Here is a 13,205-nt window from a genome sequence, read left to right as displayed (position 1 = left end):
GGTCACAGTGCTCCCCGTGCGTCGAGTCGGGCCCGCAGGCGGCGCAGACATCGCTGGCGCATCGGCCCGATGCTGCCCACCGCGATACCCAGTGCGGCGGACACCTCCTGGTAACTGGGCGGCGGCGAGGAGATCAGCACCCGCAACAACTGCCGGCAGCGCTCACCGAGCGCCTCGAACTCCTGCCACAGATGGCGGACGCGCTCGCTCTGGGCGGCCGCCTCCTCCGAGTCCAGCACCGACTGCTCCGGCGTACGGTCCTCGCTGACGCGGTCCAGCAGCTGAGGGTCGTCCGTCGGGGTCAGCCGGCGCAGGCTCTTGATCACTTTCAGGCACTCGTTGCGCGCGGTGCTGGCCAGCCAGGAACCCGTCTTGTCCGGCTCACGGATCCGCCCGAGGTGCTGGGCGAAGCGGAACCACACGGTCTGGTACACCTCGTGTCCGTCGGCCTCCGAGAGCCGGTGCGCGCGCACCACGGACCACACCAGGGGGCTCAGCCCCTCCACGAGCGCCTTCCACGCCGCCGTGTCACCGTCGACGGCGGACTGGACGAGCGCGCCGACTTCACTACGGTCCACGGTCCCACCCCTCGTGTACGGCCTGTCATCGTACGCCGTGGCGGGTGCGGCTTCGGACCTCATGACGGCCTCACACCGAGGGAGCGAGCTGCGCGACCGGCACGGAACGCCAGGTCGGCGGGTGCAGCGCGGGCACGTGCGCGCCACGCACCTCCGCGAACCCGGCCTGGGCGGCGAGCAGTTGACGCGCGGCCGCGCGCGGGTCGGTCTCCTGGTGCGCCGTCATGTACGCCGCGACCATCCCCGCCACGACGGGCGTCGCGAACGACGTGCCGCTCCAGGACGCGAGCCCCTCGAACATCACCTGGTCCGGTTTGCCCGCGGTGGCCGCTCGCAGCTCGCTCAGCACACCCGTGTGGCGCGGCGACCGGCAGGTGCAGGGGTAGGTGAAGCCGTAGCGGCAGTCGTCGTACGTGGAGTGCTGGTAGACGTACGGGACGGGGGTGTCGAAGCCGGTGAGGGCGCTCGTGAGGCGCTCGCCGGGGGCGTAGACCCGCACCCAGGGGCCGTGGTTGCTGAAGCAGGCGGCGAACTCGCCGTCGCCGCGCAGGGCGCCGACCGACAGGACCGCGTCGGCGTACTCGGGGTGGGCGGCGTAGGCGGCGGGCCAGAACGGCATGGCGCTGGCGTTGTTGCCGGCGGCCGCGACCAACAGGGTGGGCCTGGTGCGCAGTTCCTCCATGAAGGCGGCCACGCCGAGCAGACCGTCGACGCGTCCGTTGGAGGTGCCGGCGGAGAGGCTGATGATGTCGGGCCAGCCGCCCTGCTCGACGGCCTCGAAGAGCCGGTCGCCGAAGTCGTACTCCAGGATCGCGCCGGCGTCGTTGAGCGTGCCCCGCACGGTGACGTCGGTGTTGGGGGCGACGGCGGCGACGAGTCCGGCGATGAACGTGCCGTGGCCGACGTACTGCTGGAGGATGCCGTGCTCGTCCGTCTCCCGGAGCTGCGCGTCGCCCTCGGTGTGGGCGAGCAGCGGGTAGGAGCGGTAGTCGTGCATCAGCCCGGTGTCGACGACGAGGACCCCGACCGCCCCCTCCGGGTCGTATTCCGCCTGTGCGGGGGCCGGGTTGGGCGGTTGCGAGGCGGGGACCGGCTCGTCGCCGGGGCAGGCGTTGACGGCGATGGACACCACGTGGTTGCGGCTGACGAGCCGGCGGCCCGTGCGGTCCTCGGCGCCCCGCAGGGCGCGCAGGGCGCCGGCGACGGCGCGGTCGGCGCCGGGCGCGCCCTCCCCGGGGTCGGCGACCCGGATGCGGGTGATGCCCGAGCGGTTGGCCTGCGGGCCGGCCCGGCGCACATGGTCGGGGACCAGGTCGGGCGCCTCGGTGAAGTGCGTGCGGACGGCGTCCTCGACCGCCTGGGCCTCCTCGCCGTCACGGGCGAGAACGACGCCCTTCTCGTAGATGAACTCGGCGGAGTCGTCGGGCCCCATCGCCAGCGGGACGTCCGGCAGGGCGCGTTGGATCTGGTCGAACTGCTCGTGGAATCGCTGTGGTGCCATGGCGTGTCCTCCCCTGAGACCAGTGGTCGTCAGTCAGAGCCGCGAGGCCGTCGTCTGATACAGGTGGTGCGACGACAGAGCAGGGTGGTGCGGTTGCGGTCGCGCGCCGTCCGTATGCGCCCCACCCGCGCGCCGGTCGCGCCGACGCGATGTCCGTCCGATCCGACGTGATACGGCGCCACCCCTGTGTGACATACGAGCGGGCCCACTACCATCCGTGGAGTGACAGCGGGAAACGACACGGTTCTCGAACTGCTGCCGATGGTGTTCGCCGCCCCCAACGACGCGTTGGCGCGGGCGGAGGGAGTGCTCGACACCGATCCGACACCGTTGCACGCCTCCGTCGCCCATCAGGTGATCGGCATCTGGCAGCGGGACTGGGGCGACATGCGCCTGGCCCTGGACCACCTGCGGCGCGCCCGGGAGCTGGCGGCCCGCGCGGACTCCGCCGAGCGTGAGGCGGACGTGCTGGCCACGCTCGGGGTGGCGCTGGTGCACGCGGGCCGCACCCGGCAGGGACTCGCCGCGTTCGAGCGGGGCGTCGGACGCGGAACGGGACACACCCGCGCGCGCGTGCTGTACCGGCGGGCCTACTCCTGGTGGGTCCTCGGCCACCATCGTGAGGCGCTCGAGGACGTACGCCGGGCGATCCCCGTGCTGCGGCAGGCCGACGACGTCATCTGGACGGCGCGCGCCCTCACCCTGCGCGCCACCGTGCACCTGGCCCTCGGGGCGATCAGGCAGGCCGACGCGGACTTCACGGCGGCCGAGGCGCTGTGGGACACCACCGGCCAGGAGCACGACAAGGCGGACGCGGTGGAGAGCCGGGGCCTGGCCGCGTTCCGGTCGGGCGACGTCCCGGCGGCGCTGCGGCTGCTCGACGAGGCCGAGGAGCGGTACGCCAAGCTCGGCACGCCCACGTTCATGCTCAACATCCGGCGCTGCGAGGTCCTGATGGCCGCCGGTCTCGCGCCGGAGGCGCTGGCCGAGGCGGACGCGGCGATCACGGTCCTGGACCGCATCGGCGGGCAGTCCACCCGCAAGGCGGAGCTGCTGCTGGCGGCGGCGCGGGCGGCGCGGCTGGCGGGCGATCCGGGGACGGCGACGGCGCGCGCCGCGCTGGCCGTGCGGCTCTTCGCCGGACAGCGGCGCACCTGGTGGGAGGCGCACGCCCGGCTGGTGCTGATCGAGGCGCGGGTCGCCACCGGGCGCGGTTCGGGACGGCTGGTGGCGGACGCGGTCCGGGTGGCGGAGCGGCTGTCCGCGTTCGGGGCGCCCGCCGCGCCGGAGGCGTGGCTGCTGGCGGGCCGGATCGCGCTGGACCTGAACTGGACGGCCGACGCCGAACGCCATCTCGCGGTCGCCGCGCGCAGCCGGCGCAGCGGGCCGCCGCTGGCGCGGATGACGGGCTGGGCGGCGCAGGCGTTGTGGGCGCGGGCGACCGGGTCCGGGCGGGGCGTGCTGGAGGCCTGCCGGCGGGGCCTGGACGTCCTGGACGACCACCGCACGACGCTGGGCGCCTCGGAGCTGCGTGCCCGGGCCACCGCGCAGGGCGCCGAACTCGCCGCGCTCGCCCAGCAGGTGAGCCTGGAGCGGGGCGGGCCACGGCAGTTGCTGGTGTGGAGCGAACGGTGGCGGGCCACGGTGCTGTCGGCGCCGCCCACCCGGCCGCCGGCCGATCCGGCGCTGCTGAGCGGACTGACGGCGTTCCGCGAGATCGCCGCCCGCGCGGAGAGCGCGCGGATGGACGGCCGGCCGGTCCCGACCCTGGAGCGGGAGCAGCGCCGGCTGGAGCGGGAGATCCGCTCCCGCACCCTGCACATCCGCGGGGACGCGCCTGGCGACGGTCACCGGTTCGACGTCGGCCGGTTGCTGGAGCGGCTCGGTGACGGACGGCTGGTCGCCCTGGCCGTCCTGGACGGGCGGGTGCAGGTTCTGCTGTGCGGAGACGGACGGGTACGGCGGTTCACGGGCGGGCTGCTGGCCGAGGCGGAGCGGGAGGCCGAGCACGTCCAGGCCGGGCTGCGGCGGCTCGCCCACCCCGGCGCGGACGGCCGGCTGCCGGTGGTGGAGGCGGCGGGGCGGCGACTGGAGGAACTGCTGCTGGGCGAGGCGGCCGGGCAGTTGGGCCGGGGGCCGGTCGTGGTGGTCCCGCCGGCCCGGCTGCACCGCGTTCCGTGGGCCCTGCTGCCGTCGCTGCGGGAGCGGGTGCACAGCGTGTCGCCGTCGGCGAGCAGCTGGCTGCGCGCCCGGGAGACCGAGCCGCCGCCGGGCGGACGGCACGTCCTGGTGCGCGGGCCGGGCCTGGCGACCGGCGGGGCGGAGGTGCCGGAGGTCGCCGGGCGGTACGGCAGGCCCACGGTGCTGGAGCAGGCGGACGCGCGCGTGCCCCGGGTCCTGGAGGAGCTGGACGGTGCCGCCCTCGCCCATATCGCCGCGCACGGCACCTTCCGGGGCGACAGCCCGATGTTCTCGTCCCTGCGGATGGCCGACGGTCCGCTGATCGTCCACGACTTCGAACGTCTCGCCCGCAGCCCGTACCGCATCATCCTCTCCAGCTGCGACACCGCCCGCCTCGCCTCGGTGGGCGCCGACGAACTGCTCGGCCTGGTCACGGCGTTGCTGCCGCTGGGCACGGCGGGCGTGGTGGCGAGCAGCGCGCCGGTGAACGACGAGGCGGTGGTCGCGCTGATGCTGGCCCTGCACAAGGGCGTGAGCGGCGGCCTGTCCCTGGCGGAGGCGCTGCGCGACGCGCGGGCGGCGCTGCCGGGTGACGCGTTGCACCAGGCGACGGGTTGGGCGTTCACGGCGTTCGGCGCGGCGTGAACTCCCTCCCCTCGGGTTCGCGGCGTTCGGCGCGGCATGAACGCCATATCCCGCCGGGTTCACGGCATTCGACGCGGCATGAACGCCATCTCCCGGCGCGCTGTCCGGCGTTCGGCTCGGCGTGAACGCCTCTCCCGTCGGGCTCGGCGGACCGTCGGTTCCCCCGGTCAGGCCGGCCGCGCCCGGGGCGGTTGCACCAGCCACGGCAGGGCTCCCCGGTCGCTCGCGCCGAGGCGGGTGTAGGCGCTGTAGAGGTGGTTGCCGACGGTGCGCACGGAGAGGGTGAGACGCTCGGCGATCTGACGGTTGCTCAGGCCGGCTGCTGCCAGGGTGACGATCTGCCGTTGCCGGGCGGTGAGTTCGCCCAGGACGAGGCCGGACAGGGCCGGGGTGCGGGCGCCCTGGCAGCGGCGGGCCAAGGCGACGGCGCGGGTGCGGGCGGTGCGGGCCGCGCGGGGGTCGCGGTGGGCCCGTACGGCCTGGGCATGGGCCTCCGCCGCGAACAGCAGGAAGCCGCGGTCCGCCAGCTCTTCGGCGACCCGGTCGAGGGCGGGTCCGTCGCCCCGCGCGAGCGCTTCGGCGTGGCGGGCGAGGACGCCGTCGGGCGGGAGGAAGCCCACGGCCCGTTCCGGGGCACCGAGGCGTACGGCGTCGTAGGCGGCGTACGGATCGTGAACGCCGTAGGCATCATGAACACCGTACGGATCGCGGGCGTCGTACGCGGTGTGCGGGGCGAGGGTGCCGTCCGCTTCCCCCAACAGGGATGCGGCCAGGGCGTGTTCGTACTGGCAGGCGGTGTCGTCCGGGGCGGTTGCCAGGCCCTCCCGCGCCCAGGCCGCCGCCTCGCGCGCTTCCCCCCGCAGCCGGGAGAACCGGGCGCGGACGGCCGCGTAGGCCGGCGGGACCGGTCTCCCCTCCGCCACGAGCCACTCCCCCACCGGTGTCGGCGTCGCGCGGACGTCCATGCGGGCGATGCGGCCGGCCAGCGCGGTCGACTCCGCGTCGAGGGCCGGTTCGTACGGCGCCCAGGTGCCGGTCAGGCGCCGGGCCCGCAGCCGGCCCGCCGCCGCGCGCAGCATCGGGCCGTGCAGGGGGTGGGCGAGGCGGACGGTGGCGTCGTCGTCGGCGTGGATCAGGCCGTCGGCCTCCAGGCGTTCGAGGATGCGCAGGTCGAGGGCGTCGACGGGGAGCGGCAGGGGCTCGGCGAAGGCGAGGCGGTCGAGAGTCTCGCGTTCGTCGGGGTCGGTCCGGGCGAGAACGGGGGCGGTGCGTTCGCGGAGGGCGGGGGTCGGCGGGACCGGGCCGCGCCACCTCCACTCGTCGCTGTGGGGGACCCGGGTGAGCCGGCCCTGTTCGCGCAGTGCGTCCAGCAGGTCGCGCAGGAGGCGCAGGTCGCCCCCGGACAGGCGGTGCAGACGGTCGAGGGTCAGGGCGTCGAGGGGCACGCCGGCGGCGGCCGTCAGCAGGTGGGCCGTCTCCTCGCGGGGCAGGGGTTCCAGCGGCAGGCGGGGCAGGAGTTCGCCCGTCCTGAGGCGGGTCACGGCACCGGGAGCCGGTACGTCGTCGGTGACCAACACCAGCAGACGGGTGCGGCCCTGGACGGCCAGCTGGTGGACCAGGGCGGCGGAGGCGTCGTCCAGCAGATGGGCGTCGTCGACCAGCAGCAGGCGTACCCGGGCGAGGAGCTGGACCGCCCGGTGGAGGGTGACGTCCCCGGGAAGCAGGGGGGCGAACGCGGCGAAGGGGGTGTTGCGGGTCCCGGGGGTGCCGGCCACCCGGGCGGCGTCCGTGCCGCGGACCGCCTCGGTGGCCAGGCGGGTGCGGCCGCGGCCCGCCCGGCCCGTCACCACGATGCCGGGCCGGCCGGCCGCCAGGGAGCGGCGGACCAGCTCCACTTCCTCCTCCCGGCCGGTGAACGGCCAGGGCACCGACAGGGGCGGCGACAGCGGCACCGACACCGGCTGCGGCACGGGCTGAGACGCGGGCTGCGACACAGGCTGCCGGACGGGCTGCGGCACGGGCTGCGAGCGGGACGGCTGACGGGTCCGGGCGGCGCGTACAGAAGTCGTCACGTCAACAGGAGTCCGCCTACTCATCCCTGATACAGGGCGACTTGAGTAGCCCCCGACTCAGGTCCCCGGGCGCCCTCCCACGGCAACCTGGAGCCCATGACCGCCCGCTACTGCTCGCTCGCGCAGCAGTCGGCCCCCGCGTTCGCCCCGGGGCTGGCCGCCGAGCGGCTCGGTGCGCTCCTGAGCGGGCGCCGGATGTGGGTCAACGGCACGGTGCTGCACTACTGCTTCCTCGACGGGGAGACCGACGGGTCGGTCATCGCGCTCCCCGCCTCCGGGGCCACCCGGTGGGTGTCCTGGGCCGGCGGTGAGGACCAGCGGGACGTGGTGCGCGACTGCTTCCGCGCGTGGCGGGACCTCGGCATCGGGATCACGTTCACCGAGGTCGGCGACCGCTCGGAGGCCGAACTGCGCATCGGTTTCCAGCAGGGCGACGGCTCCTGGTCGGCGGTGGGCCGGGACGCGCTGCGGGCGGGCCTGAACGAGCGCACCATGAACTTCGGCTGGGACCTGACCGCGCCCGGGGAGCGCGCCACGGCCCTGCACGAGATCGGGCACGCGCTCGGCATGCAGCACGAGCACCAGAGCCCGTTCGCCGGCATCCACTGGGACGACGAGGCCGTGTACGCCGACCTGGCGGGCCCGCCGAACTTCTGGAGCCGGGACCGCACCTTCTTCAACATCCTGCGCAAGCTGGACCCCGCCGAGGTCAACGGCTCGGTGTGGGACCCGCACTCGGTCATGGAATACCCGTTCGCGGCGGGGCTGATCCTGGAGCCCGAGCAGTTCCGCGGGGGCGTGCACCCGCCCGGCGGACTGTCGCCGCTGGACAAGGAGTTCGCGCTCCGCTGGTACCCGCCGCTCGACGCGCCGCGGCCGCCGGCGCTCGTTCCGTTCCGTTCGGTGCCGCTGTCGCTGGGGCCGGGCGAGCAGGCCGACTTCACCGTCGAGCCGCCCGAGACCCGCGAGTACACCGTCGGCACCTTCGGCGCGAGCGACTCGGTCGTCGTGGTCTTCGAGGAGCGGGAGGGCGAGCCCCGCTTCCTCGCCGGGCGGGACGACGGGGGCACCCCGCACAACGCCACGATCAGGGCCCGGCTCGTGAAGGGCCGCCGCTACTTCGTCCGCGTCCGCCTGTACTCCGGCTGGGGGTCGGGCGAGACGGCCGTCATGTGCTGGTGAGGGCACAGGGCCGCGCCGCGCGGGCGCACGGACCGCAGTGCGGCGCCGGGGGAAAGGCCGGGGACGTCACCGCTCAGGGGGAGGGTGACGTCCCCGGCCGCACCGCCTGCGCACGCGGGGATTCCGGGGGGCCGGCGACCCGTCCCGGGTGAGCCGCCACGGCGCCGCGGCGGGCGACTGCCCCGACCGCGGCGGGATCCGGTTGTCAGTGGCCAGCCGTAGGCTCCCCGCGGCACGCGTCCCCGGCGAGAGGAACCCGCGATGATCACCGGTTACGTCATCGGCGAAAGCCTGCGCCCCGGCGCCGTGTTCACGCCGCGGGGGCTGCGCCTTCGCGGCGTGCGCCGGATGGACGTGTCGGGGAGCGCGGCCGCCGGACAGCCGACGCTGTGGACGCTCGTCGAGTGGGAGGCCGACGACGCCGACGCGGCCGGGATCGCGGACGCGCTCGCCGCCGCGCTGGAGCCGGAGCTCGGCTGGTACGCCGACTTCACGGTGGGCGACGAGCGGGTCGTGGTCTTCGCGGGCAGGGTCTTCCGCATCCGGCGCGGCGACGCGGCGGGCCGCGCCGAGGCGATCGCGTACGGGCGGTCGGTGGGGACGCCCGAGCATCAGCTCGACTGGACGGAGTGACCCCAACGGCACCGTCGGCACCGCTCCCGCGCGAGCGAGTCGTCCCCGCCCGTGGGCCGAGGTGTCGTTCCGCGGGGCCGGGGACGGCGGGTGGAGGGCCGGCCGGGCCGGCCCTCCACCCGCCGGTGTCAACGGCACCGGCTCATCAGGTTCACCACCACGGCCAGCACGGTCAGCAGCGGGCCGCCGGACACGAACGCGGCGAGGAGTCCGTGGCGCAGCGCCTCCCACCGGTTGTCCCCCGCCCGCCGGCTGATCCACGCGACGCCGCCGCCGATGAACAGGGCGGTCAGCGCGAGGATGCCGGCCCACGGGAGCAGGCTCGCCGTCAGGCTCCACAGTGACGGCGCCACGCAGCCGGCGGCCACCGCGACGTCGGGTCCACTCTCCATCAGGCCCCCTTCGGGTTCTCGGACGCCGGGTGGCGCCACGGCCTCCTTTCTTCCGCCTCCGAGGCGCTCCGGGGGGTTCCTGAGCCTCGTCGGCCGAGGAAAGCCCTGGTGGGAAGGGCTCTTTGGGAATTCCGGCCGGATCCGGGGCCCGGCGGCGGGCCGTCCGCGACCGGTATGCGGGGGTGCGCGGGATGCGGTGCGTCCGGCCTCTGCGGTAGAAAGCAGGGCGCCGAGGGGAGAAGGGGGAACCACCGCCATGTCGCCGGCCAGTCCCGAGTTCGGGCGGCTGCTCGTCGCCCTGTTCGAGGTGTGCGGCAGCCCGCCTCCCCTGCTCGACGTCATGGGCAACACCAAGACCGTCTCGGGGTGGAAGAACGGCACGCACGTGCCGCGTCCGGACGTGCTCGACGCCGCGCTGGCGCGGATGAGGCCGAGGGTGGGCCACGCCGCGTGGCCCCGGGAGCGGGCCGAGAGGTTCGACCGCATCGCGCGGCAGCTGCGGTTGATCAGCCGCACCCACCAGCACGACGGTTACGCCGTCCTCAGCCGGCTGCGCGGACTGAGCGCCCAGGCGTGGGAGGACGCCTCCCAGCTCATCAAACCCGGCTCGCTCTTTCCCCGCGGGGTGCGTCTGGAGGAGCTGCACGTGCCGCGGTCCCTGGAGCGACGCGTGGTCACCGCCGCCCTCGGCCCGGCCGGCGGGCACCTGATCGCCGGTGAGCCGGGGTGCGGGAAGACCACCCTGCTGTGGAGCGTCCACCGCGCCCTGCGCGAGCGGGAGGGCGTGGTGCCGCTCCTGCTGAAGGCCTCCCACCTGATCGAGGCGCTCCACCAGGAGACCGCGACGCGCGACACCGCCGTACCGGTCGAGGACATCGTCTCCGCGGTGCGCTGCTGCGTCGCCGGCGGGCAGCGGCCGGTGGTGCTGATCGACACGCTGGACCTGCTCGTGCACAGCCGCGACGGCGTGTCCGCGGTGAGCCGGCTCCTGCGGGCCATGAAGGCCCGCGAGGTCCCCGTCGTGCTCACCTGTCGCCCCGGCGAGGCGGTCATGCTGCGGTTCCCCACCGGAGAGGACGGCGCGGACGACGACGCCGGACGGGATGCGGTGGACGACCTCGACGGCTACCTGCGTGCGCAGTACACGCTCGGCTGGTACGACGAGGAGGAGCGGCGGATCGCCATCGGCCGGCACGCCCAGGTGTTCTGCCCGGACCGCAAGTACGGGGCCGGGGCGGCGGCGAGGCTGGAGGCGGACGTCCTGGGCGCCGTCTACCAGGACCTGCCGTTGCGGGAGGTCTGTGACAACCCGCTCTATCTACGGCTGCTGTTCGACATCTACGCCCCCGATCCCCCGCTGCAGGAGGTCGACGTCGCCAGTCTGTTCGACCGGGTGCGGGAGATGCGCGTCGAGCGCGACGCGCGCCCCGGGCAGGCGGACGACGAAGGCGCCGCCGAGCGGGATCTGACGGCCACGGCCCGTGCCCTGGCCCGGTACATGCTGGCGGCGAACACCATCGAGTACCACCCGCGCGACGCCGGCGACGCCCTGCGGCGCCTGCTGCCCGGCACGGCGTCCGCCCGTATCCGGGAGGACCTGGACGAGCTGCGCCGGCGCGGGATGCTGTCCGACGTGGCCGGGACCGGAGCGGTCCGCTTCTTCCACCAGACGTTCTTCGAGTACATGGCCGCCGACTACCTGCGGGACGCGGGCCGCGGCGGTGACCTGGTCGCGCGGATGCGGGAGCAGCCGGAGGACCTCGTCCTGGCGGCGGTCGCCGGGCAGCTCGTCCCGCGGGCCACCCCGGGTACCGGCGAGGACCTGCTGAAGCCGCTGCTGGACGACGTCCACCTGGCCGACCGCGCCCTGGAGCTGTACGCCCAGATGCGCGATCCCGGTTCCGTCGCGGCGCCGGCCCGCGCGGCGATGCGGGACGCACCGGACGTGGCCCTGCGGCGCTTCCTCCGCGTCCTGCCGGGGCACCGCCACGGCGCGGGCCCGGATCGGTGGGTCGCCGACCTGGAGACTCTGTGGCCGCTCACCGGTCGACGGCACACCCTGCGCTACGAGTTGTTCGCCACCGTGCGCAGGCTGGCGCACCAGCACGGGGACGCCGCGGTGGAGTTCTGCGACGAGGAGGACCGCCTGTCGTGGTGGCTGTCGCTGCCGCCGGCCAAGCTGGTCGGCACGAAGGACGACTGGCTCGCCCTGCTGCGGGTTCTGCTGCCGCACGACCCGGCCAGGACCGTGAGCTGGCTGGTCGAGGCCTGCGGCCCGCTGCTGGCCGCCGGCATCAACGGAGTGGTCGCCGAGGCCGTCGACCTGGTGCGTGAGGAGGTGGAGCGGATCACGCCGACCGCGCTGCGGACCAGGGTGCGCCGGGAGGCCCTGGCCCGGTGGGAGCGCCTGCTGGAGGAGCGCACGGGCCGCACGCGCAAGAGCCTGGCCCAGGTCGAGCGGGCGGTCGGCCGGCTGTGGTCGGCCTGTCACGCCGACGCCGACGCCGAGCGGATCGAGGTGCTGCTCACCGACGCGCTGGCCGAGGCGGACGGTCGCGCGGCGCGGGCCCGGCTGTCCGGCGCCGCCCTGCTGGCCCCCCGGCTGCCGGCGGAGGGGGCCCGGGCCGTGGTCGCGCAGGTGCTGGACCTGACCGCTCCGGCGGTGCAGACCGTGGCGCTCACCCACCTCCTGCTGCCGACGCTGCGGGGCGAGGACAGTCCCCTGCGGGACGAGGTGGAGCGCGCGTGCCGTACCGCGCTGGCCGAACTCCCCTGTCCCGCCTACGAGACCGGCGGGCGTCGAGCGGTGCCGGCCTGGCTCGCGGACGCCGTCGCGGAGTCGGGCATCGACGGCGGCCGCCTGCTGGCCGTCCTCCCCGAGGACCCGCCGCTCGGGGTGTGGCTGGACTCCGAAGGGCTGGCGGAGCTCGTCGTGCGGGCGGCGACGGCCGGGCATCCGGGCGCCCGGGCCGCGATCCGCGCATGGGCCACGGGCCGTGCCGCGGACGAGGCGGCGGCCAGCACCGTTCGCACGGGTCTCAAGGCGCACCTGACGGAGCGACCGGACTTCCTCGCCCTGCTGGTGGAGGACGCCGCCCGCCGTGGCGCGGGTGATCTGGCCGCTGTCGTCACGGCGGCGGGCCGGGCCGGGCAGGTGCCCGACGAGGCCACGGTGGAGCGGCTCGTCACGCCGGTCCTCGACGACCCCGGGCAGCCCAGGACGCAGCGGCTGAACCTGTGGCGGGCGTTGATCACCCACTGCGGCCGGAAACCGCCCGAACCCGGCGAGGCGGCCCGCACCCTGGCCGGGCTGGAACCCGGCACGACCGACCACTCGGTTGCCCTGAGGCTCGTCGAGGCGGCCGTCGACCACCCGAGCTGGACATGGGAGGTCACGGCGCCTCTGCGGGCGCACCTGGAGACGGAGGTCGGCCGCTTCCCCGCCCGGCAGAAGGGATCACCGTCTCCGCACCGGGCGCTGGCCGTCGTCCACGCCCGGCTCGCCCCGATGGACACGGCCGACCGGCGGCGGAGCGCCCTGTCGGCGGTGCTGGACCTGGTGCTCCCGGACAGCGACGACCTGTCGGCCGTCGACACCCAGGAGGTCCGTGAACTCGCCCGTCTGCTGCGCGAGGCGACCCGGGTGAGCCCGGAGGAGGCCGCCGAGACGCTGACGGCCGCCTCGCAGCGGCTCGCCCGCCGGCCCAACTCGGTGTCCGCCGACTTCACCGCCTACGTCAGCGACGTCCTCGGCGACATGTTCGGCGCCTTCGGCCCGACCGCCCGCAAGAACCTGCTCCTGGCCCTGGTGGACGGCGACACGGCCCTGGCCTGCCGTGCGGTCAAGGTCTACGGTCTCCTGGCGGACCTGACGATGGCCCGGCCTCCGGTCTGGTTCCGCAGGCTCGGCCACGACCTCCGCCTCGACCCGCGGGTCCGCACCGAGGTCAACAGCCGCCTGCGGATCCACGCACGCGTGCGCTGCGGCGGGCCGTGGCCGGAACTCATGGACTGCGCCTGA

Annotated in this window: 8 protein-coding genes; 4 read left to right on the top strand and 4 right to left on the bottom strand. The window is 75.3% G+C overall.

What is annotated here, in order from left to right:
• Window positions 1–2 precede the first annotated feature (2 nt).
• Both ACF1A1_RS17395 and ACF1A1_RS17390 read right to left on the bottom strand, forming a co-directional pair.
• A complete protein-coding gene (locus ACF1A1_RS17395; protein ID WP_392000673.1) occupies window positions 3–641 on the bottom strand; it encodes an RNA polymerase sigma factor in 639 nt (212 codons plus the stop codon).
• A gap of 7 nt (window positions 642–648) precedes the next feature.
• Entirely contained in the window at window positions 649–2,079 is a 1,431-nt protein-coding gene (locus tag ACF1A1_RS17390; RefSeq protein ID WP_392000672.1) for a S8/S53 family peptidase, read from the bottom strand.
• A 261-nt stretch (window positions 2,080–2,340) separates the two neighbouring features.
• Here ACF1A1_RS17390 and ACF1A1_RS17385 point away from each other — a divergent pair, with 261 nt between their 5' ends.
• Complete coding sequence (locus ACF1A1_RS17385) at window positions 2,341–4,905, top strand: CHAT domain-containing protein (RefSeq protein WP_392000733.1); 2,565 nt, start codon at window positions 2,341–2,343, stop codon at window positions 4,903–4,905.
• A gap of 167 nt (window positions 4,906–5,072) precedes the next feature.
• Here ACF1A1_RS17385 and ACF1A1_RS17380 read toward each other — a convergent pair whose 3' ends face one another.
• The gene (locus ACF1A1_RS17380) at window positions 5,073–6,875 is read right to left on the bottom strand and encodes a response regulator transcription factor (protein ID WP_392000671.1); all 1,803 of its coding nucleotides are present in this window, start codon (window positions 6,873–6,875) and stop codon (window positions 5,073–5,075) included.
• A gap of 198 nt (window positions 6,876–7,073) precedes the next feature.
• On the opposite strand from ACF1A1_RS17380, the gene ACF1A1_RS17375 reads away from it, so the two are divergent.
• Window positions 7,074–8,159, top strand: coding sequence for a M12 family metallopeptidase (locus tag ACF1A1_RS17375; protein ID WP_392000670.1), 1,086 nt, complete (start codon window positions 7,074–7,076; stop codon window positions 8,157–8,159).
• Between the two features lie 261 nt (window positions 8,160–8,420).
• Window positions 8,421–8,792 carry a hypothetical protein gene (locus tag ACF1A1_RS17370; protein ID WP_392000669.1) on the top strand — a complete coding sequence of 124 codons (372 nt, stop codon included), beginning with the start codon at window positions 8,421–8,423 and terminating at the stop codon, window positions 8,790–8,792.
• Between the two features lie 128 nt (window positions 8,793–8,920).
• Here ACF1A1_RS17370 and ACF1A1_RS17365 read toward each other — a convergent pair whose 3' ends face one another.
• Complete coding sequence (locus ACF1A1_RS17365; protein WP_392000667.1) at window positions 8,921–9,184, bottom strand: hypothetical protein; 264 nt, start codon at window positions 9,182–9,184, stop codon at window positions 8,921–8,923.
• Between the two features lie 256 nt (window positions 9,185–9,440).
• On the opposite strand from ACF1A1_RS17365, the gene ACF1A1_RS17360 reads away from it, so the two are divergent.
• Window positions 9,441–13,205 carry an AAA family ATPase gene (locus ACF1A1_RS17360; protein WP_392000666.1) on the top strand — a complete coding sequence of 1,255 codons (3,765 nt, stop codon included), beginning with the start codon at window positions 9,441–9,443 and terminating at the stop codon, window positions 13,203–13,205.

The organism is Streptomyces sp. NPDC014995, assembly GCF_043080745.1.
Taxonomy (GTDB): domain Bacteria; phylum Actinomycetota; class Actinomycetes; order Streptomycetales; family Streptomycetaceae; genus Streptomyces.
The sequence above is the reverse complement of the archived record's forward strand: the minus strand, read 5'-3'. Positions and strand labels throughout refer to the sequence as shown.